Annotated in this window: 20 protein-coding genes and 2 pseudogenes; 3 read left to right on the top strand and 19 right to left on the bottom strand. The window is 34.5% G+C overall.

Annotated features, from left to right (window positions below; genetic code table 11):
- Nucleotides 1-124: 124 nt before the first annotated feature.
- The 5 genes from G7Y65_RS04265 to G7Y65_RS04285 form a co-directional block, all read right to left on the bottom strand.
- On the bottom strand, nucleotides 125-904 hold the full coding sequence (locus tag G7Y65_RS04265) for a glucose 1-dehydrogenase (protein ID WP_042492917.1): 780 nt from the start codon (nucleotides 902-904) through the stop codon (nucleotides 125-127).
- Nucleotides 905-924: 20 nt separating this feature from the next.
- Nucleotides 925-1,383, bottom strand: a complete 459-nt coding sequence (locus tag G7Y65_RS04270) for an ASCH domain-containing protein (RefSeq protein ID WP_042492918.1) — start codon at nucleotides 1,381-1,383, stop codon at nucleotides 925-927.
- A gap of 122 nt (nucleotides 1,384-1,505) precedes the next feature.
- Nucleotides 1,506-3,707 (bottom strand): alpha-galactosidase, encoded by a 2,202-nt coding sequence (locus G7Y65_RS04275; RefSeq protein ID WP_165314665.1) that lies wholly within the window; start codon nucleotides 3,705-3,707, stop codon nucleotides 1,506-1,508.
- Nucleotides 3,707-5,674 (bottom strand): sugar MFS transporter, encoded by a 1,968-nt coding sequence (locus G7Y65_RS04280; protein ID WP_165314666.1) that lies wholly within the window; start codon nucleotides 5,672-5,674, stop codon nucleotides 3,707-3,709. The genes G7Y65_RS04275 and G7Y65_RS04280 overlap by 1 nt, the downstream gene beginning before the upstream one ends.
- A 188-nt stretch (nucleotides 5,675-5,862) precedes the next feature.
- Nucleotides 5,863-6,879 (bottom strand): LacI family DNA-binding transcriptional regulator, encoded by a 1,017-nt coding sequence (locus G7Y65_RS04285; protein WP_165314667.1) that lies wholly within the window; start codon nucleotides 6,877-6,879, stop codon nucleotides 5,863-5,865.
- Nucleotides 6,880-7,050: 171 nt separating this feature from the next.
- Here G7Y65_RS04285 and adhP point away from each other — a divergent pair, with 171 nt between their 5' ends.
- On the top strand, nucleotides 7,051-8,067 hold the full coding sequence (gene adhP, locus G7Y65_RS04290) for an alcohol dehydrogenase AdhP (RefSeq protein WP_042492923.1): 1,017 nt from the start codon (nucleotides 7,051-7,053) through the stop codon (nucleotides 8,065-8,067).
- A 298-nt stretch (nucleotides 8,068-8,365) separates the two neighbouring features.
- Nucleotides 8,366-9,811 (top strand): catalase, encoded by a 1,446-nt coding sequence (locus G7Y65_RS04295; RefSeq protein WP_141926513.1) that lies wholly within the window; start codon nucleotides 8,366-8,368, stop codon nucleotides 9,809-9,811.
- A gap of 69 nt (nucleotides 9,812-9,880) precedes the next feature.
- Here G7Y65_RS04295 and G7Y65_RS04300 read toward each other — a convergent pair whose 3' ends face one another.
- The 4 genes from G7Y65_RS04300 to G7Y65_RS04315 all read right to left on the bottom strand — a co-directional run bounded on the left by G7Y65_RS04300 (nucleotide 9,881) and on the right by G7Y65_RS04315 (nucleotide 13,442).
- Entirely contained in the window at nucleotides 9,881-10,525 is a 645-nt protein-coding gene (locus G7Y65_RS04300; RefSeq protein WP_042492926.1) for a TetR/AcrR family transcriptional regulator, read from the bottom strand.
- A gap of 4 nt (nucleotides 10,526-10,529) precedes the next feature.
- Nucleotides 10,530-11,633, bottom strand: coding sequence for an ABC transporter permease (locus G7Y65_RS04305; RefSeq protein ID WP_042492927.1), 1,104 nt, complete (start codon nucleotides 11,631-11,633; stop codon nucleotides 10,530-10,532).
- A complete protein-coding gene (locus G7Y65_RS04310) occupies nucleotides 11,633-12,355 on the bottom strand; it encodes an ABC transporter ATP-binding protein (protein WP_042492928.1) in 723 nt (240 codons plus the stop codon). Before G7Y65_RS04310 ends, G7Y65_RS04305 begins: the two co-directional genes overlap by 1 nt.
- A gap of 172 nt (nucleotides 12,356-12,527) precedes the next feature.
- The gene (locus tag G7Y65_RS04315) at nucleotides 12,528-13,442 is read right to left on the bottom strand and encodes a magnesium transporter CorA family protein (protein ID WP_042492929.1); all 915 of its coding nucleotides are present in this window, start codon (nucleotides 13,440-13,442) and stop codon (nucleotides 12,528-12,530) included.
- A 736-nt stretch (nucleotides 13,443-14,178) separates the two neighbouring features.
- Between G7Y65_RS04315 and G7Y65_RS04320 the strand changes: the two genes are divergently transcribed.
- The gene (locus G7Y65_RS04320; RefSeq protein WP_443098352.1) at nucleotides 14,179-14,646 is read left to right on the top strand and encodes a site-specific integrase; all 468 of its coding nucleotides are present in this window, start codon (nucleotides 14,179-14,181) and stop codon (nucleotides 14,644-14,646) included.
- 100 nt (nucleotides 14,647-14,746) lie between these two features.
- Here the strand turns inward: G7Y65_RS04320 and G7Y65_RS09540 are convergent.
- The 10 genes and pseudogenes from G7Y65_RS09540 to G7Y65_RS04375 form a co-directional block, all read right to left on the bottom strand.
- Nucleotides 14,747-15,028 (bottom strand): annotated as a pseudogene (locus G7Y65_RS09540) (restriction endonuclease subunit S); the annotation flags it as partial.
- A gap of 448 nt (nucleotides 15,029-15,476) precedes the next feature.
- Nucleotides 15,477-17,234 (bottom strand): RNA-directed DNA polymerase, encoded by a 1,758-nt coding sequence (locus G7Y65_RS04330; RefSeq protein ID WP_165314668.1) that lies wholly within the window; start codon nucleotides 17,232-17,234, stop codon nucleotides 15,477-15,479.
- A gap of 242 nt (nucleotides 17,235-17,476) precedes the next feature.
- Nucleotides 17,477-18,232: pseudogene (locus tag G7Y65_RS09315) on the bottom strand (DEAD/DEAH box helicase family protein); the annotation flags it as partial.
- A gap of 177 nt (nucleotides 18,233-18,409) precedes the next feature.
- A complete protein-coding gene (locus tag G7Y65_RS04345) occupies nucleotides 18,410-18,580 on the bottom strand; it encodes a hypothetical protein (protein WP_155982506.1) in 171 nt (56 codons plus the stop codon).
- Nucleotides 18,581-19,470: 890 nt separating this feature from the next.
- Nucleotides 19,471-20,397, bottom strand: coding sequence for an AbiJ-NTD4 domain-containing protein (locus tag G7Y65_RS04350; protein WP_141926507.1), 927 nt, complete (start codon nucleotides 20,395-20,397; stop codon nucleotides 19,471-19,473).
- Between the two features lie 119 nt (nucleotides 20,398-20,516).
- Nucleotides 20,517-20,735: a hypothetical protein gene (locus G7Y65_RS04355; protein WP_042492936.1), complete on the bottom strand. Its 219-nt coding sequence runs from the start codon at nucleotides 20,733-20,735 to the stop codon at nucleotides 20,517-20,519.
- Nucleotides 20,736-21,644: 909 nt separating this feature from the next.
- Nucleotides 21,645-22,364, bottom strand: coding sequence for a 2,3-diphosphoglycerate-dependent phosphoglycerate mutase (gpmA, locus tag G7Y65_RS04360; RefSeq protein WP_042492937.1), 720 nt, complete (start codon nucleotides 22,362-22,364; stop codon nucleotides 21,645-21,647).
- A gap of 78 nt (nucleotides 22,365-22,442) precedes the next feature.
- Nucleotides 22,443-23,456: an NAD(P)/FAD-dependent oxidoreductase gene (locus tag G7Y65_RS04365; protein ID WP_042492938.1), complete on the bottom strand. Its 1,014-nt coding sequence runs from the start codon at nucleotides 23,454-23,456 to the stop codon at nucleotides 22,443-22,445.
- 35 nt (nucleotides 23,457-23,491) lie between these two features.
- Entirely contained in the window at nucleotides 23,492-24,310 is an 819-nt protein-coding gene (locus G7Y65_RS04370; protein WP_042492939.1) for an SseB family protein, read from the bottom strand.
- A gap of 387 nt (nucleotides 24,311-24,697) precedes the next feature.
- Nucleotides 24,698-25,885, bottom strand: coding sequence for an MFS transporter (locus tag G7Y65_RS04375; protein ID WP_165314669.1), 1,188 nt, complete (start codon nucleotides 25,883-25,885; stop codon nucleotides 24,698-24,700).
- Between the last annotated feature and the right edge of the window lie 86 nt (nucleotides 25,886-25,971).

Consider the following 25,971-nt stretch of genomic DNA (forward strand, 5'->3'; position numbering starts at 1 on the left):
TGTAATCGCTTTCAGGAATTTTGACTAGCCCTTATACACATTAATTTTATCTAATTTTTGCCCCATAATTAAATACTTGATTGAATGTGTCCTCTCCACTTTCATGAGAAACAGTTACTTTACTTTAACGTAGTAGATAACCACCATCAACTGGTAGTGTAACACCTGTCACATAACTAGCAGCGTCACTTGCCAAAAATACTACGACTCCCATTAATTCAGAAGGATCTGCCCAATGACCTGCTGGAATATGATTCAAAATTTCAGGTCCACGTACTGGGTCTTCTTGCAATGGTTTAGTCATGTCAGTATTTACATATCCTGGTGCAATCGCATTGACTTGAATGTTATGCGCAGCTAACGCATCTGCATAAGCCTTTGTCAACCCAACAACCCCATGCTTGCTGGCTGCGTATGGATAAATGAATTTTCCTGCCCGATATGCTTGCATTGATGCAATATTAATAATCTTGCCACTTTCTTGTGTTGCCATCACTTTAGCAACAGCTTGTGATAAGTAATATAGGGCATTTAAATTCAAATTAATAACTTTATTCCAATCTTCTTTGGGAAATTCATCCCATTCATGACGGATTGTCATACCAGCATTGTTAACTAAAATATCAATTTTACCAAAAACTGTCGTTGCATAAGCGACAATTTTATCAGCTGCCTCATCTGCTGTTATATCAATCGCTAAAAATTCAGCACGATGTCCTGTTACTTTAGCATGGGCTTTAATATCATCCCACCCCTTTTGCGAACGTGAAATCACTAAAACATCTGCGCCAGCTGTACTAAGCGCCTTTGTATAATATTGCCCCAATCCTGAAGCACCACCCGTAATAATAGCGACTTTTCCAGTCAAATCAAACTGTTGCATGCTAAATATTTCTTGTGTCATCCTTTATTTCCCCTCTTTATTTAAACATATACGACTTCAAACACTTCACAAATACAAGGTATTTGTTCATTAAAGCGACGCCCGACACTAGCATATTCTGCTTTAAAAAAGGCTTCATGAACTTGGCGCCAATACGCTAACGAACGATCTCCCTCACCCTCATGGTAGGCATGCTCAGCTGAAACTAAATTATAAGGCATTATCTCAACAACTTTCGTTTCCGTAATACAGACTGGTTGTTGCTGTCCATCTAAAATTATATTATATTCACCAACGTATGGTCGCGCTTCGTTTGGCTCATATAAATCAGCTGCAGATGTTGTAGCCGTCTTAAGACCACAACGCGTTAACTCAGACAATTCATCTGCCATTGCTGGGTTATCCCCATATGACCAAGCAGAATAGGCTGTTGCTGACGATATTCCCTGTCGTTCACAAAATTTTTGCCAATATTGTGTGATTTTGCTGTTATTCAACATTGTACCCTCCCTTCCATGAAGTTATTATAACTTGTTTTTACTCATTATATTTCACTAAATAAAAATGAGGCTATCATCAAATTAATGATAGCCTCCTAAAAATTAATGAACCCTGCTTAAGCTTACTTCGCTTTATAATGATAAATCATCGCATTAAAGTCTGAAAATACTGCTGGTTCATAAATGCCAGCATGCATTAATTCATCCCCACCGAATTCATCACCCGTAGCAACATCTTCATACACTTTGTCAGCATCCAAATCCACTAACTTCAACATCTTATTTTCTGGTTGAGCTTGTGACAAAATATTAAATGAGAATACTAAAGCTTCATTTTTATCATCACTAACAAACATCCAAGCACAACGATTACCCTCATTCGGATCGATCAAGCGACTATATTGCCCATATTGCACTAGTTGACGCATTTGCTTATACTGTGCAACTTGTTCTTTAACAGCTTGTTTTTCATCGTCTGTCATCTGGGTTAGATCCAATTCGTAACCAAAGACACTACTCATCGCAACAGCACCTCGAGTTTGCAAAGAAGTATAGCGACCAGTTTGCTGATTTGGTGCCTCTGAAACATGTGACGTAAAGGATGAAATTGGATAGGCTAGTGATGTACCATATTGGATTTTCATACGTGCAACCGCATCTGTATTATCACTTGTCCAAGATTGCGGCATGTAGTACATGAACCCAGCATCAATACGACCACCGCCGCCTGAACAACCTTCCCATAAAATATCAGGATATTCAGTCGTTAATTCTTCTAATAATTGGTACAATCCCAATACATAGCGATGCATGACTTCTCCCTGGCGACTAGCTGGCAAATCAGTTGCATAAATATCCGTTAAATTACGGTTCATGTCCCACTTTACGTAATCAATATCTGTATTATCAAAGATTGCTTTCATTTGACTATGAATATTTTCACGAACTTCTGGTCGTCCAATATCTAATACAAATTGATTGCGAGATGGGCTCGGTGTGCGATTTGGCACTTTAAGCATATATTCTGGATGATTTTTATACAAATCGGAATCAATTGAAATCATTTCTGGTTCAAACCAAATACCAAATTGTAAATCACGTTCATGAATATAATTTGCGAAATGTTGCAGTCCTTGTGGGAATTTTTTGGCAAGCACCTGCCAATCTCCTAATGAGGTATTGTCATCATCACGGTGGCCAAACCAACCGTCATCAAGCACAAACATCTCAATTCCCATATCCTTTGCTTCATCAACAATTGGTTGTAGTCTTGCTTCATCAAAATCCATGAAAGTTGCTTCCCAATTATTAACAACAATTGGTCGTACTGAATTTTTGTATTTACTACGAACCATTCGTTGCTGTAATAAATTATGCAATGCTTGACTCATACCATTCAAACCAGTATTTGAGTAGGTCATAATTACTTCAGGTGCTTGGAAACTATCTTTAGCAGCCACTTCCCAATCAAATTGATCATCATTAATCCCGACAGCAATCCGATAAGTACCATACGGATCCTTGCTGACCTCTTCTTTATGATTTCCAGAATATACAAAGCTTAAGCCAACAACTTCACCTTTAAATTCATTAGTCTGTGTATCTGCAATGGCAATAAAATTATTCATATGATGACTTGTTGTGCCACGTCGACTTTGGAATGTTTTTGTACCAAATGTGATTGGCTCACGATTGATATTCCGTTCATTGGCATGGCCCCCAAGTAAGGAAATAACATCTTTTTCACCAACAGGTAAATCAATCATCATTGATGCAATTTTTTCTAGATGAACCGCCTGCTCACCATTATTAATGATTTGAACAGACCGTGTGATAACTGGTCGTTGTCGATAAATCGTATAGCGCATTGCCAAGGTTAGCTGACTGACCTCATCTACTAAGTTAACCGTTAATGTTTGCGCTTCATGCTCATCTACCACATATGTTGCTGGTAATCCAGCTAACGTGGGCTTACCATCTGAAATTGTATAGTCTTGATATTTAAAAAATGCTGACCGGCTACCATCTGCTTGCCGAACTACAAGCGCTGGCGTTCTAAAATCACCATCTCCCTCATAACTATATTCACGCAAAATTGCATCTAATGAATAGGTACGATCTGATGATTTGGGTAAATTACCCGAAAAGCCACGATCAAGTCTAGGGCTCTTAAGATGGCCATGATACTGTTTGATTCGTTGGCCATAATACAAGTGCGCTAAAACCCCGCCTGCCTCAATACCGAGTACATATGATATATCGTCGTTATGCAAGTGAAAAGATTGCGTTTTTGTATCAAAATCAATTAAATTACTTTGTGTCATTATTTGCTTACTCCTTTATTATCGTTGGTCGCTTGCTTTAAAGTAAACACCGCTTCACTCACTGCTGTCACTTGCTTATCTACCGGCGTTACGACGTTAAAATCTGTAAAGTTTTGCCAATTCGTTACCACAACAGTTACTGTGTCGTCATACCCTGCTTTTTTAATAGCTGGATCCCAGAATTCAATTAATTGGTCACCTTTTTTAACAGTTTGACCTTCTGTCACCAGACTAACAAAGCCAGTACCATTCATGTGCACTGTACCAAATCCAATATGAATTAATAGTGCAACGCCATCTTCTGAAACCAATCCAACTGCATGACGCGTTGGGAAAACCTGCTTAATTGTTGCATCAAATGGTGCATACACTTTACCATCAGTCGGTTCAACAGCAAATCCTCGACCAACTTGGCCACTCGCAAATGTCTGATCTGACACTGAAGTTAATGGCTTAATTTGACCATCAACAGGTGCTGTTAAAACAATATTTTGTACATTGCGTGTCTCTTCTTGTTCAACCGCAATATTCTTTCCCCATGTCTTAGCCAATTCATCAACGATTTCTGCGTGTCTTTTTTCAGTTAACGTTGACTTACGCCAAAAGATAATGAAAGCAATAATTAACAATACAGCTGGCACACCAAACATCATAAATTTAAATTTGAAGGCACCGCTAGCTGTAATTGATGCTGCTGTTGCCCCAGTTGTCATTCCTGCAATAACAGCTACTTGTCCAACAACACCATTTGAAAGTGCACCACCTAATTTGTCCAATAATGGACGAATTGACAATGTTAATGACTCATCACGATGGCCTAATTTTAGCTGACCATATTCAACTGAATCTGAAATAATCATCAATACAACCAAGAAGATAACTGCTTGTGGTACTTGGAACATTTCAGCTGCAACAATGACCATTGCAAATGACTTACCAGCTAATGAGAATAACAATAGTCCTGCCAACATAATCCCAATACATGTCGCAAATACTCGGCGTCGATTAAACCGATCCACTAACTTTGGGAAAATTGAAACAGAAATTAAACTAATGACGATATTAACACCTTGGAAAATTGAAAATAGGGTTGATTTACCCATAATAAATGTAAAGTAGTACAAAACCAACGAATTTTCAATGTTGATACCAATTGCATAGATACCATACGTTAAAGCAATCCACATCAATTGGTCATTTTTTGCCAATGTTGAAAAAATTTGTTTGAAACCAACAGTATCTTTAACATTTTTACGTAAGTCAGACTGCACTTCCTTGGTTCCCAAACCAACAACCCATGACGTTGCAATACCAACTAAAGCAACAATTAACCCAAAGGCAAACCAACCACGTGAATCACCCGTACCGTTGACTTGGTTAACTGAAAAGAACAACACTAATGGCATTACGACAACACCAACAAGGCCACCACCTAGTGTTGATCCGATACGCGCAAATGACGATGTTCGTTCACGTTCTTTTGAATTGAACGATAATGCTGGAATCATTGACCAAAATGCAACATCTTTAAAGGCATAAAAAATATCCATTGTGATGTATAAAATTGCAAAGACAATTAAATATAAATAAGGATGACTTTGGTTCAAACCACCTAAATCAGTAAATAACAAGAGCAACATAATGGATGTAATAGTTCCACCGATTACAACCCATGGTTTAAATTGTCCAAAACGTGTTTTGGTACGATCAATCCAATTACCAATAAATGGATCAATAATTAACTCCACAACACGTAAAATCGTAATAATCGCCGTGATATACATAATCATGCGATCATTTTGTGCCTTATCCCCTGTATTAAACAAGTGAGTTGTCACAAACATGATGAAGTATGTTGATAATGCCCCATAAAAAACATCATTACCGAATGCACCGAATGCATAAGAAATTCGTGAAATTGCTTTTTGCATTGGACTTTGTTTAGCCAGATCGTTAACTTTTTCCATAATACTTCCCCTAAGATTTATTAAAACAGTGCACATAAACAAGTAATTTCAGTTTTGTTTACTTGTTTACTAATCAATACCTAGATTGTAACCGCTTTCTTTTTAAAAATCAACTTATTTTAAAAAAAGCCTAAGACAGGAATTATCCTATCTTAGGCTTTTAAAATGATAAACAAATGTTTTTTTATTTACATACTCTCTCGTATTATTAATTTTGAATTAATAGTTAATTGAATTGCAGATTCACGATCACCAACTAATTTTTCACGCGCTAAGTTAATGGCTTCCTTCCCCATTTCTTTAGTTGCTGGTCGCACTGTTGTTAATGACGGATACAAATATTCAGACATTTCGATGCCGTCAAAACTTACGACTGCAATATCATCTGGTATTTTATAAGTCATTTCTTGAATGACACGATAAATACCAATTGCTTGTAAATCATTACTTGCAAAAATTGCCGTTGGGCGCTCTGCTTGTTGCAAGATTTTTTTCGTCACCTGCATCGCGTCTTCGGATGTCCAATTGGTAATATAGGTATCTTTGTATGCTTCTAATTGATGTAACGTCATCCAATCTAAATAGGCTTGATGACGTACATCCAATAATTCACTTTTTTCAATTCGTTGCTCTCCAACTAGCTTTTTTTCACCACCAATAAAGGTAATTTGCCGATGACCTTTAGCAAAAAGTAAATCTAATAATCGTTTTGTTTGGCGACCAAAATCATTTTGAATAACATCATAATTATCAAAAATACGATTATCATCAATAATCACAACACTTTTATTATATTGATAAATTTTTGCCAACACATCATTGGTTAGCACGCCCACAACGATAACTGCACCATAAACCGCCAAATTTTGCCAATCAACATTATTATTTGCAGGAAGTCTAATACTATCTGCAATTTTCATGCCCCACAGGGTTGCTTGCTCATTGATACCAGCTAATATTTCTTGAAAATAAGGGTCTGCTAATTCTTCTTGTGCTGTTAAAGCTGTCACAATTGCTAAGTGTAATTTGTCTTGATGATTGCGGTTAGCAACATTCGCTAATTTATAATGTAATTGATTCGCGATTTGCCAAACGCGATTACGCGTACCATCTGATACCGAAAAACTCGGATCTTGATTTAATATTCTGGAAACTGTTGCTTTTGAAACACCAGCTAATGTTGCAATATCTTGAATACTTGCCATATTTATCCCCTACTACCTTATTAATTAAGATAATATTACCATTTTTGACGTAATTAGATATTTATTTCATATCTCTTTAAATATTGTGAACTTTTTCACTTTATCTATAAACAAGTTTTTGTTATACTTTAGTTGTTTTTAATAACGTACATTTTCAGGGGGATAAACATTATGAAAGCAGCAGTTGTCAGAGATAATTGTGACGGATATGTCGACATTAAAGAAGTCACATTACGAGAATTAAAATATGGTGAAGCACTCATTAAAATGGAATATTGTGGCTTATGTCACACAGACTTACATGTCGCTGCAGGTGATTTTGGTAAAGTACCTGGTCGTATTATTGGTCATGAAGGCGTCGGTAAAGTCATTCAATTAGCTGACGGTGCCGATAATCTTGCCATTGGTGATCGCGTTTCCATTGCTTGGTTTTATCGTGGTTGTGGTCACTGCGAATATTGTACAACAGGCCGTGAAACATTATGTCGTAATGTTGAAAATTCAGGATTTACTGTTGATGGTGCAATGGCTGAAGAATGCATTGTTCCTGCTTCTTATGCCGTTAAAGTCCCCGCAGGTCTTGATCCCATTGAAGCAACCTCACTCACCTGTGCTGGTGTTACAGTTTATAAAGGGCTAAAAACTGGTCATGTACAACCTGGCCAATGGGTAGAAATTGTTGGTGCTGGTGGACTAGGTAATCTAGCCGTTCAATATGCCCATCATGTTTTTGGTGCCCACGTTGCAGCTGTTGACATTGATGACGAAAAATTAGTTGCCACCAAAATATTAGGTGCCGATTTAACCATTAATTCAAAAAAGGAAGATGCTTCAAAAATTCTCCAAGATAAAGTTGGTGGCGTTCATAGTGCACTGATTACTGCTGTCAATTCTGAATCGTTTACGACAGCCGTTAATGCCTTACGTCCTGATGGTACCTTAGTCGCTATCGCCTTACCTAAAGGAGACATGGGATTAAACATCTCTAAAACCGTTCTTGATGGCATTAAAGTCGCTGGCTCATTAGTAGGAACTCGCCAAGACCTGGCCGAAGCTTTCCAATTTGGTGCTGAACATAACGTCAAGCCAATTGTTAAAACGCGATCATTATCTGAAATTAATGATATCATTGATGAAATGAAAAATAATCAAATTATTGGCCGCATGGTAATTGACTTCACTCATTAACTTATCTATTACTAACTATCATAAGACCCATATCAATAGACTAATATAAAAGTAGCAAATCAATGAAGTGGATTTGCTACTTTTTATATATTCTTTTAGATACCACCATCAGCCTCAGCCATTAAAAGCAATCGAATCAATTAGTTAAAACAGTCTTATAGCATGTATTTTTATATAAAATATATGCATTATAAAATTTATCTAATTTGCATAATACATAATTAACAGTATAATGACTTATATAGATGAACAAAATCTATATACTGTGTAATCAACAAATTAAAAATGGGGGAATACAATGAACGATAAGTTATCAACACAAGCAGGACAACCTTGGGCCAATAATCAACATAGTTTAACGGCTGGACAACGTGGCCCTGTCTTAATGCAAGACTATCAATTGCTAGAAAAATTAGCACATTTTGATCGTGAACGTATACCCGAACGCGTAGTTCATGCTAAGGGGGCTGGTGCCAAAGGTGTCTTTAAATTGACCCATGATATGAGTCAATTTACCAAAGCAAATTTGTTCAATGGGGAAAACAAAGAAACACCTCTCGCTGTTCGCTTCTCCTCAGTTGCGGGTGAATCTGGTTATCCTGACACAATTCGTGATGTTCACGGCTTTTCTATTAAATTTTATACAGAAGAAGGTAATTACGACATTGTTGGTAACAATACACCTATCTTCTTTATTAATGACCCACTAAAGTTTCCAGACTTTATTCACTCACAAAAGCGTGACCCACGAACGCATAAACGTGACGTCAATATGCAATTTGATTTTTGGGCACATTCCCCAGAATCAATTCACCAAGTTACCTATCTAATGGGCGATCGTGGTAACCCAGCTAGTTTGCGCACGATGAATGGTTACGGTAGTCACACTTATAAGTGGGTAAACGCTGATGGTGAACAATTCTGGGTAAAGTATCACTTTATCAGCAACCAAGGTGTCTCAAATATGTCCAATGAACTCGCTGCTAAATTAGCTAGCGAAGACACTGATTACCTACAAAACGAAATGTTCAACGCCATTGAAGATGGTGATTACCCTTCATGGACTCTTTCAGTTCAAATCATCCCATATCAAGAAGGTCTAGATTATAAATATGATATTTTTGATGTGACAAAGACAGTGTCTCATAAGGATTATCCGCTTCACGAAGTTGGTGTCATGACATTAACTGCCAATCCTGACAACTATTTTGAAGACGTCGAAGAAATTGCTTTTTCACCTGCTAATTTAGTACCCGGTATCGAAGCTTCAATGGATAAGTTACTACAAGGTCGTTTGTTCTCATACAAAGACGCACAACGTTATCGTTTGGGTGCTAACTATGAACAATTAAAGGCTAACCGTCCACGTAACGAAGTTCATAACTATGCTCGTGATGGATTTATGGCACAAGGCCAGGATGGTAGTGTTAATTACGAGCCAAATACACAAAGTGGACCAACTGAAGATCCCCATGCATCAATTACAGGTGACATGTTCCAAGGCATGACTGGTGCCTATGAACCATATGATACGGATTATTATTCTGCTGCTGGCCGTTTATATAACTTAATGTCTGAAGACGAAAAGCAACGTTTAGTAGACACATTTAAGAGCAATTTGGGTACCATTGATAGTCTTGAAAATAAGCAATTAATGGTCCAACAAATGGCCCGTGCTGATATGGATTATGGTAAGCGTGTTGCTGAGGCAATCGGTGTTAATATCGATGATGTAGAAATTTAGAAATTAGTATAATACCATGTTGCCAAAAACGGACACACTTATCAAAAAGTATGTCCGTTTTTATTGTAATTAATTTTTTCGAATGGCTCGTTGCGTAATCGTCGTTATTTTTTTGATAACTATTTCCGGTTCCTCCTGAGGCAATTTTAATTTATACTGTCCAAGGAAATGCGTTATAAATTGTCCAAGCACTAACTTAACAATATCACTAGGGACAATTTGCGGATCAATATCATCCGTTACATCTAGTAAGTGCTGAATCCGTTTGAAGCCGGGTGTCAGCTTAGGCAGTAACGTCTGTTTTAAATCATCACCAAATTTTTCATCGACTAATATCTGATTTAATAAGATAATACTAACTTGATAATTATCAATTAAAAAATAGTAACGATCACGTACAACATATGCAATCAAATCATCAATTGTCGTTGCATGTTCTTGCACATGATTAATGAATTGTTCACCAAAATTTGGCAACAATTGTTTCATCAATGGCTGCAAGATTGAATTTAACAATATTTTTTTGGTTTTAAAGTGTTTAAAGATTGTTGCTTCACTCAAACCAGCTTCACGTGCAATCATAGCTGTTGAAGTCCCTTGATAGCCCTGCTCAGCAAGTAATTTTATCGTTGCTTTTAAAATTTCCCGTTTACCATTGGGCATATCGGCATGATCTAACCATTCATCAAAATTCTTTCCTACTACATCAGTCATATAACTACACCTTTCGATAACGTTTCAATCCAATTATATTACCAACAGACAAAATAACAATAAATACGACTAACGCCACCAAGTTACCCAAAATATTATTAAAATCGCCACCCTTTAAAATAACCGTATTTAATGCAGAAGCACCATACTTTAGTGGCAAAATTGATGCTAACCATTGTGCCCAAGTGCCCATTGCACTTAATGAAATAAGTCCTGAAAAGAATAATTGCGGAATAACAACAATTGGCATAAATTGCATCATCTGGAATTCCGATTTTGCAAATGTTGAAACAAAAATACCAAATGACAGTGCCACTAACGCAATCAAAATCGTCGTCAACATCACTAACCAAATTGATCCGGCAACCTCAACATGTAACAAAGTTACTGAGAAACCAACAATTAACAAGGTTTGTACAATTGCAACAATTCCATAGCTAATCAAATAAGCAAACACAATATCTGAACGTTTTACTGGTGTTGCTAGTAACCGATCTAATGTTCCCGAAGTACGTTCTTTCAACAATGCCATGCCGGAAATCAAAAAGACAAATAAGAAAATAAAGAAGCCAATCATAATAGGCATCATCTTATCAAAAAATGTTGAATTCCCATCCCCATAATTATAACTATTGTGTATCGTGGGTGATGACATTGATGACTGAATAACTTGTCTACCAGCTGGCAACTTTTCTTGCATTGTTTTAACAGCTTTAGCAAGTTGTGTCATTTTATTTTTGGTTAAAGCACTTTGTAATGCTGCTTTCGTGACATTTGTTTTACCAACATCTGTATTAGCATAAGTAACATACAAGTCACCTGCTTTATTTTCAATAATTGCATCAACTTTTTCATCTGTTAATGCCTTTTTTGCAGTTGTATCATTCTTATACGTCTTAACGCTTACATGATTATTATCATCTAACGTTGTTCGCACGACTCGTTCCACACCAACCGTACCAACTGTTGCATTGTTCGTTGTATTTACGTTGAACACATAAGATAACAAGGCTAATACAACTAATGGTGCAATAAAAATTAACGCTAGCGTTCTTTTATCACGTAATAATTCTTTTAGGACTCGTTTAGATATCGCTAATATACGCATTATTGTTCACCTTCCGCTTTCAAAAATACAGCTTCGATTGAATCTACTTGATAAGCATCTTCCAATTCTTTAGGACTTTTATCAGCAATAATTTTACCGTCTAATAATAAAACAACCCGATCCGTTAACTCCGCTTCATCCATTGCATGAGTGGTTACTAAAATAGTGCGCCCTGCTTCTTTAATGTGATATAACTCTCGCCAAATTTTTCTCTTTAAGCCTGGGTCAATACCAACCGTTGGTTCATCCAAAATAAGCAAATCCGGTTCTCCCAATAACGCAATCGCTAATGACAACCGTCGTTTCATGCCTCCAGAATATCCACTAACTTTTTTAGCAAGATGCTCAGTTAATTCAACAACTTGTGATACATGTTGAATTTCATTTTTAATGACCGCTTTTTTTATACCGTTCATTTGTGCAAAAAAGTATAAGTTTTCATAACCAGTTAACACGTCATACAATGCATCAGCTTGTGCCATATAACCAATATTATTTAGTAACTCACGGTTTGGCATTTGCGTATTAAATACGAGTGCTTGACCCTCATTTGCTTTTTCCATGCCTAAAACAATTTTGATAATGGTTGATTTACCTGCTCCAGAAGGTCCAATCAATCCGACTATTTCCCCCTGCTGAACATTGAAATTGGCTTCTTTTAAAACTGGCTGGTTACCGAAATTCTTTTGTACATTGTTTAAACTAATAATTGTCTTCCCCATGCAAAATATCTCCTCAAATTATTACGTTTTCACAAAGTAAGTAATCACTCACTTACTTATTTGTCTAAAATTCTATCATTTAATTTTTATGTTGTAAACGGTATGTCTTGCATAAAAATAAAAAGAGTAAATACAGAAAATTTACATTTCCATATTTACTCTCAAATAAAATTCATTTTCGCTTCTTAACTAGATACACAATAATAATAATTAAAATAGCCGTCATTATTATCGTCCCAAACCAAGCAAGATTGCCTTTTGCCAAAGGCAGATGCATATTCATCCCGTAGAAGCCCGAAATAATTGGTGGTACTGCCAGAATTAATGACCAAATTGTTAAAAAGCGCATTGTATCATTTAAAGTATTATTCAATAAATTATTATACGTATTCGATAAACGGTCCACCAAGTCAGCTGTATCTTGCGTCATTTGCTGGCTTTGCTTTGTCTCAATCTCAACATCTGCAATCAGATTTCGTTCCTTATCAGTTAAAACTAACTCATCCGTAGCATCATTTGCATTTATTTTTATCTGTTGAATCGCCATTGCATTATTATCGATTGCGGTCGTTAGGTGCACGAGCTGATTACTCAATGAAGATAGCCCCTTAATCTGACGGTTACTTGGATTATTATGGAATTTTGTCAACGCTTCACGGAGTGTATTAATCTCATCAATTTGATCCATATATTGATCATTTAATTGCCACAATAATTGTAATAACACAGTTAAAATGCTCAATGGCTTTGTCCCCATCTGGGCAAACAATTCATGTAATGTCTGATTAACAATATTGGTATTCTCTGGGACTACCGAAATTAACGTTTCTTCTGTCAAAATAAAACTAACTGGTACAACTTGATATTCATTAAGTTGATCATCCTTCACGATAACTTGCCATATCAACATCGCCATTTTCGTTTGATCATTATATTCAAATCGTGAACGTTCTCTAGAATCACGCACATAAGATTCAAACTTACTTGTTAAATGAAATTTTGTTTTTAATTGCTGCATATCTTCATCTGTCGGATCAGTCACATCAATCCAATGCTGACCATTTAACACAACATGTTCTTGATACATAAGCATTTATCCCCTTCTTTAACAACCTTGCATCTTTATTCAGGATGATCCACCTACTACTTCTCTACTGCCAGATTATTTTATACTTGTTCAGCCGTTAATCTAACTATATGACCAAATTGTTTCATCCTACACCTCAACATAACTATACCCGTTCCCACTTCCAGTAACATAGCGATTTCAAAACATTCATAAACAATTTGAATACGATAGGCACTTGCTCTTCCGATTTCTAAAGCACCATCCGTGCACAATATGATAATATCAATTATTTTCCCAAAAATCTGGTATATTTCATCTTTATTTTGCTACCTAACCATTCTGTAATCGTTGGAACAACATACTGGTAAATCATATCGTATACTGCTGTATATTCATTATTTTTTTCTAATACCAAATATTTCTCAACAGCTTTATCCTGTCACACTTAAAATATATACTTGATATTTCAATTCATACAAATATTTGAAAACTATTCTGTTGCTTTATGTAAGGCTACTCTTGATGATTAAATTACCTTACTAAAATTAGTTAAGTAATACTTTCAGGAGGTGACTATTATGTCACAAAAAATGCATTACTTTTTCATGAATACTATCACCAATGGATGAAAATTTATAAAGAGGGAACTGTTCTTAAAATAACCTATGCTAAATATCAACAAACTTACAAACAATTAAAAAAGTTAGTACCAAATTTATGATTAAGCGATTTAAATCAGCAAGTTTATCAAGACTTGTTAAATACTTATGCTGAGACCCATGAAAAACAAACGGTATTAGATGCTCTTGAAGAATGTCTTTTAACCATAGATGCAACAGGAAAAGTTGCTATCGAAGAAACTGTAACGCGACATCATAAAATTAAGTATTTCAATCAACAACAGCTAACAAAACTTCTGAATCAGCTTAACTTAGGTAAAGAACTTTCAATTGATTATTTTTTCCTATTAGTTGCAAAGACTGATCTTCGTTTTAACGAGGACTTAGGAATTACATCTGATGTCTTTGATTTATCACGATTAACCCTTTCTGTAAATAAAACACGGGACTATAAATCAACAAAAGTTTCAATCGCCTCAGTTACTCAACGACTCGGTCATTCAAACATGAATACAACACAAAGAACTTATTTACATGATACACAAGCATTAGAAAATGCCAATACTGATAAAATTATGCGTTACTTAAAAACGCTAATGTGAAATCAATAAACTATTACAAATAGTATTATTTAAGATCATGGATTTTCAAAAAAACATGATTTTTTTGAATCTATTTCCTAAGTCGGGTTAAAATAAAGCGTTAATGTAAAATTTCCTGAAAATTGAATAAACCAACAATCCACTGGTTAAAAGTTATTAGGTTATTTACATTGTCAAGTAGCTTTCCGATTTTCTCTTGCTCTTCTATAGATGACACACTAATCTCATATTTCTTTATGTCTGGAATGCCAAAGTTTGCTAAAATAGTCGACTCAGCATTACAAACATTTACTTCTTTTTTGAACTTTGGAGCCAAAAACGTTTTATTTAGAAAAAAGAGGGCAAAATTTTTATTCATTCGAAAATGAATAGAATAAAAATGATAGTGATAGACAAAAGTCTAGCAACCCAATATTGATATTCGGATTTTGTGATAGTGCATGTTATAGTCATTGAGAAATTAAAAAGGTACCTACTCCGCTTATAATTGCTTTGATGTTTTCATACATTGAATTCCCCCAATTTATTTACGCTAATATAGCGCCTAGTGTATCATTTATCAAAAAAACAGCTCCGTTATCTAATCGCTAGATAATGAATCCGTTTTAATAGGGTTTTATAGGGGCAATTTATATAATAACGGCCTCTTATAATTATTCTTCAAATTCGTATAATTCATTGATTTTTTCAAGTGTTGATTTTATATTTGAATTGAAATAACTAACATTCAGTAATATATCGGTCTTAACACTTGCTCCTAACATAACCTATCTATGGTTTTGTGGCTTAATTTATACGGATAGGCCTTCAAAAGGTTACATAGTATTTAGCTAATTATTGTTTTTTAGTAGAAACTCTATTATACCAAGTTTATCCCACTGAATTTTGTTACCATTATTTGAGATAAACAATTTTTTAATATCAGGACAAACCTTTCTTTCAGTTACTATCCAAAGTTTTGAGATAGGGAGCCACCATTTGGATTGAGAAATTGTTGCCCAGTATCCATCAGGGGACAAACTACTATTTGCTATATTAACAATTTCTGATTCAATGCGTTGATTGGTTTGTTTGCTGTTTTGCTTCAGCAGAACTGTTAAAACCAATACATTAAGGTCTGTTTGGTTTTTCTTTTTTTTGTACGCAGAAAATGCTTTAGATGTTTCTTTAGACGTACCTGCTTTACCCAAGGCATAGAAGTACCATACTTCTAAATCTGTATCAGAAAAGCTCTCTTCAATATAATCTAATTCTGCAAAAAGAGTATTCCAAATTTTGTGTCTAATAATTGGTATTGCAGTAGAAATGGCTGCAGAAATAACCTTGTAAATATGCATGGCTAGTACAGGTTTGACATATGTTACTTTTATTAAAAAAAGCATCAAAGATATCACAACTTTATTGTTCTTAAATTTTATGTTTTTGTTTTTTAATTGTTTTTCAATTATTGATAAGATAGCTTTTGCAGTAGGTATATCGCTTTCTGCAAGTAGATTAATAATAGTTTCTCTTAGGGTATTGTAATCTTCAAACAAAAACTGTTCTATATGTCCGTTTGTAAGAGTTTTTATTATAGGATAACGTTCTAAATGCGCTTGTTTTTGTATTTCAAAACCTTTATAGATTTGAAATTTGCTGTCATTAAAAGATAATTCATATTGCCTGAATAGTTTTATTAAATGGTGCTTTATTAATTCCAAATCAGAATTTCTTTTGGAAAAAAAACGATAATCATCAACATAGCGAGTAAAGTTAATATCTAATTTTAATTTGTTGATTAACTTGAATATTTTTTTATCCAATGATAATTGAAACAATTCTGCGGATATTTTAGAGGAGATTGGCCCCTGTATTATCCCTTTTGTATGTGCATCATTTATTTTTTGATTGTACTCATCCAACCAAAGTAGATAATGTTTAAACGTTTCAGAATCAGTAATCCTAATTTTAGACAATAAATGTGAATATATGTTTTCGAAAAATTTACTTAAATCCATTTGCAAAACATATGAGTATGTTGACTCTATATTAAAACGCTGTAGTTTGCTTTCTTTAAAAAATCTGTTTGTTCCATCGTATCCTATAAAACCAACAGGTATATCGTCTTCAACTGTATCTTCGTCATATAACATAGATGAAAAAAGTCCGTCTCGACCAATTATGGGGGATTCAGAATGACTTGTTTTGCCATTTAAACGTTCTTCAGTAGAGTACAATTTACTAAGCACTGAATTTGCAATAATGAGGGTGTTATATGTAAACATTAATGAATGCTTTATATTTGGTATCGCCATTGGTCTCCAAGAATCATTCATTTTTATCGTAAAAAACTTAATTGATTCAGCAGCCCAGTTATTTCCATAAATATATTCTGGAGGTTTAATTCCATTATTAAGTCTTTTAATTAATTTGGTTGATGACTCTATAGTAAAAAGTGTTTTTTGGGGATTATTCCGCAATTCTTTAATTAATTCATTAGAAGAATATTCAGTGATCAAATTATTAAGCAATGGAGGTAATTGCGTAGAAAACATACCATTCAATAGAGTATATGGATCAGAACTTTGTTCAAATAAATAAGTATCCATTATTTTCACATCCTAACATGGTTAAATTTTATTCTTACCCAAAAATGCCTGGTGGCATTTTTTTAAATTATTAGCGTTGTTCAAAGTTGGTTTGTCGTGCTTATTTTGTTTAGAATTAATAGCTGTAAATTTTTCAATTTTCCTTTCAACAATTAATTGTACTTATTGTGATTGATCCAATAGTTTTTTGCATTGATTTTAATTGTTCATCTGGAAACTTTCTTTGCGAAAGTCATTTGTGTCTTTATTTTCCGGTTTAGTTCATGACCATTAACAATTTTGATTCTGTTTTCAAAGCTTTTATAAGCAATTGATTTAAAATTTCCAAAAGTTTAATTGACTAGCTTCACACAATCAACAATACATCTTGGACACGTGGCATTGATGCTAATAACCGTGCTACTTTAAATGACGTTACTGTTTTACCTGAAACGATTGTATGTCAAACGTAACCGCCTTCTCTCTCAATAAAATCATTATTGTTTATTTCACACATACAATCTAAAATTTTTCGAGTTGCTTGAATTTGATATGACCGCATGACCATCAAATTGTCATTGGCTGCATTTGAAATCATGTTGACGGTAACAAGGCGGTGTAGTGCTGGAATGCCCATTACTTCGTGAATAAATGCCATCATGTCAGTAACATCTTTTCCATTTTCATCTCGCCAACCAAAAACAAAGTCATGATTATATGATCGTTCATTTTTGGGACGCACGAGATAGTGCGCTGAGTGCTGGGATAGAATAAACTGCACCTGTAAAAAAAGAATCCCGTATACATCCCATCACTATCATATTTTTGTAACTATTCAAAGGTAGCGTCCCACCTGCCAGCAGCAGTTATACATCATAGAGTGTCTTATTTTGATTAAGAATATCACGCCAATGATTATGTAATCTATCGACTTTCAATCCTGAATAATTGCTTAAATACTCCCAGCCTTTATTTCCTAATTTTTGAATTACGGCTTGTTCAAACTTATCTCCTGCCATTCTTGATTATCCCTCTAATAATCTTTTTTTATACGCAATCACTTTAATCATTTTACCATAATTCAATTTCTATATTTATGACATTCAAATTTCTCTAATTTGGGGAGCTTTTTAAATGGGAAGCGGCGTTCTATTGAGGAAACATAGCTTACAAATTAATATAATTTTTTATCATATCTAACTTAGATCATCTTGTGAATTTCTATTTCTTGACTCTTCAGAAATTAATTCATTAGCAATATAGGCTGCTGTATCTTCAGATATATCATCTGCCGTATTGTTTTCAACAATGCTACCAACGTATAGCGGAATAGAATTATATTCCACTATTTTGTTAACAAACATCACAAATAAATACCCAAAAGCGATACAGGCAGTGGTATCTTTTATTTTCGAAAATGATAAATATAACGTCACCAAGTGAGAGACAAATTCCTAATCACCTATTGCTAAAGAAAAATAGCCAAATATTAAAAATATTTGTGCAACATCTTCTAGTTCGTACATTATTTTTCCATAAATCGTACCCCTTATATCTCATAAATTGACTCAATGACAAAATTGCCGTGTCTCCTTACTTACATTGTACACACTATTTAATCCCCCTTTACTCATATTTGGAATGCTTTTTTCGAGGAGGTGTTAACCAAGAGAATATCTTTATTCACAATCTTACTTATTTTGAACAAAAGCAATAATAAGTAATTGACAATTTATAATACTTTTTGGAGTCAATTATAATCAGTTTTAACCCAATCCACCTTATCAGCAATCTTCACTACTCAATGTCAATATCACACATCAATATCCATAAACTCTAGCATAGCAACAAAAAATGACCCTACTACCAAATTAGTAAGGCCATTTTATTAGCTAATGACTTAGCTATGATTTCTTTGTATTCTTCTCGAATTCTTTATCGGTGCTTATTAATTCAATGAAAACGTTGATAGCAAGAGGAATACGAGCAACAAGTAGCCTATTTCAAGTGCCATTTAGTGTCAATTTTGAGCAGTCTCCTACACATATTATAATCAACTACTCCAATAAAAGTTGGAACTAACGCAAGATATTTTTCAAACAACCCTATTTCCCTCTATGTTAGTACATTTTTTACCGTTTCAAATTTTTATTCATAGAAAGTTCTACCATCGAAAATATGATAATTTTTTTGACAGTCGTTACAAGTCTCAAAGATACTAAGTACCTCCAAAATCACATTCTCAATGTCTAATCGTTTACCTATTCTTTTGAACATCATCCTCAAGGTACTTAATTGCCAAAACCACTAGTGACAAACACCTACTAAACAAATAATCATAATGATTGGGATCCGTTATATCTTGTTGACTCGTTTCATGGTGTCTAATTCCAAAATTATTACCAATATTGGTTAAATTTTTAAACTCAGAATCAAACATTTCATAAAATTTGGTATTTCCATGAGACATAGCCTCTAAAATTTTATGACTACTTCTTTTTTTATCTAACGCTGTATAATAAGTTTTTAATCTTTCAAAAGCATCCCATATTTTCTCTACTGAATCTTGACGAGCTAAATTATTAGGCGTTCTGTATAAATCAACAGCATCTCTTAAAAGACTACGTAGTCCATCTTCTGGTATCATACTTATTTCCTTATCGAGGCTATCAGTAATGGCACCATCCTTGATTTTTCGTTCAATTATTTTCTTATCGGTAAGTGTATACAACAACCCTATTTCCGTAAAGAAATCATTAACTTCATTTTGAAATATCTTAAACACCCTAGCAGTATTGTAAGTAATAATATATCTATAATTTTTATATTTTCCATTATTCCAATCTTCATCTATATCGCGAATATTTTGTGCATAGAATTCAATTAAATCCAATAATGCAAACTGATCATAATCATCCGTTATTTTAGGAGATGCTATCAATCCCGCTTCATTTCGAAAAAGATTCGGAATTCTGAAATGAATCTCTTTATCATAAGTACTTTCATCAAAATCAATATATCTTTCCCCCGTAAATCCATAATAATTTTCTTGAGGAAATTTTGAAGTCAAATTTTTTCTATACCTACTACACAAATTAAGCAATAATGCATACGCGTCTTCATTTATACTATAAGTACTAATTTTGGGCAATCTTTTCCCATGTCTTTCAGAATATAAGTTCATTCATTTCTCCTAAATTTTCGCATTTAATCTCTCAATTTATTACTAATAATAACTCCAATTAATTTGTATATTTCTATCGTGTAACTGCAAAACCAATCAAATACTATTTAAAAACATCTCTAATCTTCATTAAGCAAACTTAATTCTTGTACATTCAAATTTTGCATTTTATTTCTAGGAAATTTAGCTATTGCAAACTTATTAATAACAGGCTTTAACACAACATTTGCTCCAAGTTCCTTATCTAACTTTTCATTATCTATTATCATTTGTGAAGACACAATACCAAGCCTGTATTCATCTTGAATTTTATATGAACTACTTTTAGTTACCAACATAGCTTCTCCTATTTGCTCTTTATTTACTTAACCATTCAGAATTTACAGTTCAAAATTTACCATTTTCTCTTCATAGTTTTTCAAATATTTTACTTCTCTGGAAAATATATCACTTTTTTCTAAAGCCCCACTGCGTTCACCGGTCATAGCATTCCAAATACGCTGCTTCAATAATTCGATATTAGATTCTGGAATAAAAACAAAATCACGCTTTTTTCTGTTGCTTCCTCGTTATTAATTAATACTTCTGCTATATCATTCCTTAAATAACCATCTTCATCAAAATAATTTTTAGTAACTTTAGTAAAACTAGTTATAAAAGCAGGCAACGCCAATCTAAACTGAAATAATGCACCTTCATAACAATAATTTTTTTAAATTAAAAAGTCCCCCATATATTCGTCATCTATGAACTTAAAGTAACCGATCGTTGTGTAAATTAGATTCTCCCTTGAATATAAAATTTTCGTAAACAGGCGTACATTCATTATAATACTTATATCAATGATTAACATTTTTCCCATCATATATACATACGTATGTTTGATGCATATCACTTTGCCATTGTGCCACGAACCGTGATAAACCTGCTTGTTTAGCAGACAAACACTTCATATCAATAACACTAGTACTAATTGAACTATTATTTTCAGAACTCTCTTGGACTTTGTAACTACTTCCTTTTCCACTTTCATTGAGAGAATGTGATTTTTTTCTGCCTTTTTTGGATAGTTAATTTTGTTGCTTGGTGCTTATTTGGACTATCGTTAAGTAGATAATATCCACTCCGTCCACGTGAGAACGTCTTTTGAAACTTTTAATTTAAAATTTTTAACTATATTTATCTGCCCTAGCAAATAAAAAGACTACCAACATCACTGTCAGCAGTCTCATTAATTTATTTTCTAATTAAGCTTCAGGCTTCAAGATGTCCTTTGATACAACGTTCAAATCTTCATCTAGTTCATAAACCCAAGGTTGACCATTAGCAATTTCTACACCCATGATATCTTCATCAGAAATTTGTTCAACGTGCTTTACTAAGGCACGCAATGAGTTTCCGTGGGCACCGATAACAACGTTCTTACCGTCCTTCAATGCCTTTGAGATATCTGAATCCCAAAATGGCAATACACGATCCAATGTAACCTTCAAGTTTTCACCCTTAGGTAGTTCACCAGCTGGTACATCATGGTAACGACGATCCATTGCAGGATATGACTTACCGTCGATAGTCATTGTTTCAGCTTGATCTTCTAGTAATGGTGGCAAAACATCGTATGAACGACGCCATTGATGAACTTGTTCATCACCCCACTTAGTTGCTGCATCAGCTTTATTCAAACCTTGCAAAGCACCATAGTGGCGTTCATTTAAACGCCATGACTTAACTTCTGGTACCCACAATTGATCAGCTTCTTCCAAAGCCAAGTGCAATGTTGTAATAGCACGTGTCAAAACTGACGTATAAGCTTGATCAAATTGAATGCCCTCTTTAGCTAACAATTGTCCCGCTGCTTTTGCTTGCGCAACACCTTTGTCACTTAACTTTGTATCAACCCATCCGTTGAATAAGTTTAATGCATTCCATTCACTTTGACCGTGACGAATTAAAACCAACTTTGCCATTGGTACACCTCTTTTTTCTATTAGTTTTCGTTACTATTGTATCAAATTTCACGAAGTTTTAGTAGTTACTGATATTAATTAGTGTTTAACCGTTCCATCTTCAACTGTTAATGCTGTTGAATGTGCCGGTCCCTTAACATCAGATAAAATATGTGTCATGAGATCATTAATTGCCGTTGGGGCTTCACCAAAACCAGTGGCAATAACATCATACTTACCAGAATAAACGGCAACATCACCAATTGCATAGACATTTGGTACTGTAGTCGCCATATTTTGAGTAACCAAAATTTTATTTTGTGCATCATATTCTGGCTTAATCGCCCAGCCAGCCATAATTTTATTTTCTGTTTGAAAACCATAGCTAATGACAATTTCATCAACAATAACGTCCTTGGTCTCCTCTGATCGCGCCAATTGTAACGTCACCAACAATGCCCCAGTTGTATCTCTGGTAATTTGTTTAATGGTATAAGGTGTTTCTAACGTCACTGATGAATCTGACAACTTAGTTAAACTATGTTCAAGTGCCCGGAACTTGTCACGACGATGTGTTAATTTAACGTTTTTTGCAGTTGTTTCTAATTGTAGTGCCATTTCGACTGCTGAATCACCACCACCAGCCACCAACACACGTTTATCTGCAAAAAGCTGTAAATCATGAATCGAATAATGAATATTTTGGCTAACATTATCACCTAAAATTTCATCCGCAATTCGACGTGGCTCAAAAGCACCTGCACCAGTCGCTAATAAAACACCCTTTGTATGAAAAGCATCTTGTTTATCGGTCTTAATTTGGAACCCATCACCACTTGAAACAATATCTGTTACAGTTGTGCCCAATAACACTTTTTGTTCAAATTGTTCTAGTTGTTTTGTTAAATCGGTCACGATGTCTTTTCCTAAAACATTCACATATCCCGGAATATCTAAAATGGTTTTTTTAGGATAAAAATTTGTAACTTGGCCACCCAAATCCGCTAAACTTTCAACAATAACAACCTTTAATTCACGTAGACCTGCATAAAAGCCTGCAAACATCCCAACTGGACCAGCTCCAACGATTGTTAAATCAACGTCTTCATTCATTACTTCATACCTTCTAACATCTTGACTTATAACGTTTAATCTAACGTACGATTGTATAGACTATCAAATTCAGATAAATCAACTTGGAAATCATCTGCAAAGACAATATCTACAGCACTGCCTTCTTCACCTGACTTTTCTTCAAATGTCGTGGCGATTTTTTGATACAAGGCCTGCACGTCTTCACGATTAGGACCATTCACTACCAACAAATAGTTTGATGTCTGTGCATCATTATTTGTTAACCACAATAAATGCATGCTCTCGATTACACCCATTGCGTCATCAGCAATCCCAATTAAATCATAACGTAATGGTGTCGGAATAATTTCTTCAGCAGATGAAATTTCCATATCACTGTCACCTGCGTTTTCAGATGCATTTTCTGCTTGTTGTGCATCTTGGGCGACCTGTTGTGCGATATAAGCGATATTGTCTCGCGTAATCGGCATACCATTAGTAAACGGATTAAGTGCTAAGCCTTCTATGCTTTGTGAATCATCATTTTGCAAGATTGGCAAATAATCTGACAAGGCCATGGCCCAAGGATAAACTGGTAAATCTGATTCAATTGGTTTTGCATTGTAAGCATCTAAATCAGTAAATATTGGGAACACCCCATTACCGTCTTCCAATTCAAACGTCAATAACTGCATTTGTGCATTTTCTGGAATATCAATGCTACCATCTTCTTTAATTTTTGGTTGCTCTGAGAAATTTACAGGTGCAATAAAGACAGCATCAATCAATGCTTGGATAAAATTATGTTCTGTAACCTCGTTTTGTTCTTCACGAAAAACTGCTATTGCATCAAGCAGCTTATCATTGCGTAATTCTTCATCTTGGTTATCCATGCGTGCTTATTCTCCTTAATTCTTTCTCATCTCTTTTTAACAAGTATAACGGATATCACTATCTTTGTCAGGCATCGCTATTTTAAATCAAGACTAAAAAAGGTTGGTAAAATTACCAACCTTTTTTAGGTTATGACAAGTTAAAGAATAACTACCCCAGTATCTGTAAGTATCTTTTTAACTAATATCATATGCCCCTATATGTATTTCATCTTGCTTGCGTTTCCCCTCAAGCATTATATTTATCATATCCCAAAAAAAGATTAATGTAAACAAATAATTCGGTTTTAAACCTCTGATGTCCTAAATAAAAATAAAAAACCTGCACAACATTCGTAATTAACGAACATTGTGCAGATAATACCCCGTATTAAATCACTAAATTTACTAAATATGCTGCTTTTGAGGTAAACCTTTATAAAATAAACGATACAAAATAGCGCATATAATTGGTAACACTGCCACGATGATATACATTTGTTTAAAATCAACAAATCGTCGCAAAGCGCCTAATAGGTAAGGACCAACGCCAATACCTAGGTCTAGCCCCACAAAATAAGTTGATAAGGCAACCCCAATCCGGCTAACATCTTTTTCTAAGTGTAAAGCAACTGCTTGCCCATTTGACATAAATGTCCCATATCCTAATCCAATCAAAGCGCCTGATAACAATAACGACCAAGATGACGTTGTCATACTTAGTACCAATAAACCAATTGCTAAGAAGATATAACTTGGATACATCACCGAATTTTCACCATATTGATCAAAAATTCTACCGGCTATTGGTCTTGTAACTGTGATAACAAGCGCATAAACAACGAAGAACAATGAACTAATGGATACAAGATTAATTGTGACAACATACGATGCTAAAAACGACAAAACACTTGAATATGCTAATCCCATCAAAAATGCAATTCCTGCAATAAAGACAACTTTTGTATCAATAAACGTATTTATTTGCCAACTATCAGCAATAGCCCGCTGTTTAGTTGTTAATTGCATATTATTAACCTTGATTGTAGAACAACCCATTGTTGTCACAATCAACATAACACTAGCCATTATAACAATAAAATTAATACTCGTTGTTTGTAATAATAACATCCCTAAAAATGGACCAATTGCTGCTGCTAAACTCGTACTTAATCCGTAATAGTTGATGCCTTCACCACGTCGTGCAAGTGGTATGTATGCTGTAACGATTGCGTTAGTTGCCGTAGATACCATACCATAAAAGAAACCATTTAATAAACGCACGCCATATAATACAATCAGTGACGGCATGTATAGATACATAATCGTTGTGACTAAATATAATACAATACCGATTCGTAATACCTGTTTACGCCCCATAACCTCAAGTTTTTTACCAATATATAATCGGGCAATTAATGTACCGATAACGTAAATACCTGATGCTAGCCCTGCTTGGCTCAATGTTGCGCCTAATTTGTCTTGGGCGACCACTGCAATAATAACCATCAATAAATAATAAACAAAATAAACCAAAAAGTTTATCAATGTAACACTGATAAACCCTTTATTAAATAACTTCTCTTTATTTACCAAAAAACTTCTCCATTAAACCTATTTATTTAAACGTATATAGTTTTATTACCGGTAATAACTTGACTAATACAAGTTTCATTATTATT

Source organism: Weissella sagaensis, from assembly GCF_010306265.1.
In the GTDB taxonomy this organism is placed as follows: Bacteria; Bacillota; Bacilli; order Lactobacillales; family Lactobacillaceae; genus Weissella; species Weissella sagaensis.

What these genes read in the sequence shown, in the direction of transcription:
- adhP (WP_042492923.1), top strand. Translation starts at nt 7,051, where the DNA reads ATGAAAGCAGCAGTTGTCAGAGATAATTGTGACGGATATGTCGACATT.
- G7Y65_RS04350 (WP_141926507.1), bottom strand. Translation starts at nt 20,397, where the DNA reads ATGAACTTATATTCTGAAAGACATGGGAAAAGATTGCCCAAAATTAGT.
- G7Y65_RS04280 (WP_165314666.1), bottom strand. Translation starts at nt 5,674, where the DNA reads ATGGAAAAAGTTAACGATCTGGCTAAACAAAGTCCAATGCAAAAAGCA.
- G7Y65_RS04285 (WP_165314667.1), bottom strand. Translation starts at nt 6,879, where the DNA reads ATGGCAAGTATTCAAGATATTGCAACATTAGCTGGTGTTTCAAAAGCA.
- G7Y65_RS04315 (WP_042492929.1), bottom strand. Translation starts at nt 13,442, where the DNA reads ATGTATCAAGAACATGTTGTGTTAAATGGTCAGCATTGGATTGATGTG.
- G7Y65_RS04310 (WP_042492928.1), bottom strand. Translation starts at nt 12,355, where the DNA reads ATGGGGAAGACAATTATTAGTTTAAACAATGTACAAAAGAATTTCGGT.
- G7Y65_RS04305 (WP_042492927.1), bottom strand. Translation starts at nt 11,633, where the DNA reads ATGCGTATATTAGCGATATCTAAACGAGTCCTAAAAGAATTATTACGT.
- G7Y65_RS04300 (WP_042492926.1), bottom strand. Translation starts at nt 10,525, where the DNA reads ATGACTGATGTAGTAGGAAAGAATTTTGATGAATGGTTAGATCATGCC.
- G7Y65_RS04365 (WP_042492938.1), bottom strand. Translation starts at nt 23,456, where the DNA reads ATGAATGAAGACGTTGATTTAACAATCGTTGGAGCTGGTCCAGTTGGG.
- G7Y65_RS04355 (WP_042492936.1), bottom strand. Translation starts at nt 20,735, where the DNA reads ATGTTGGTAACTAAAAGTAGTTCATATAAAATTCAAGATGAATACAGG.
- G7Y65_RS04330 (WP_165314668.1), bottom strand. Translation starts at nt 17,234, where the DNA reads ATGGATACTTATTTATTTGAACAAAGTTCTGATCCATATACTCTATTG.
- G7Y65_RS04370 (WP_042492939.1), bottom strand. Translation starts at nt 24,310, where the DNA reads ATGGATAACCAAGATGAAGAATTACGCAATGATAAGCTGCTTGATGCA.
- gpmA (WP_042492937.1), bottom strand. Translation starts at nt 22,364, where the DNA reads ATGGCAAAGTTGGTTTTAATTCGTCACGGTCAAAGTGAATGGAATGCA.
- G7Y65_RS04265 (WP_042492917.1), bottom strand. Translation starts at nt 904, where the DNA reads ATGACACAAGAAATATTTAGCATGCAACAGTTTGATTTGACTGGAAAA.
- G7Y65_RS04275 (WP_165314665.1), bottom strand. Translation starts at nt 3,707, where the DNA reads ATGACACAAAGTAATTTAATTGATTTTGATACAAAAACGCAATCTTTT.
- G7Y65_RS04295 (WP_141926513.1), top strand. Translation starts at nt 8,366, where the DNA reads ATGAACGATAAGTTATCAACACAAGCAGGACAACCTTGGGCCAATAAT.
- G7Y65_RS04270 (WP_042492918.1), bottom strand. Translation starts at nt 1,383, where the DNA reads ATGTTGAATAACAGCAAAATCACACAATATTGGCAAAAATTTTGTGAA.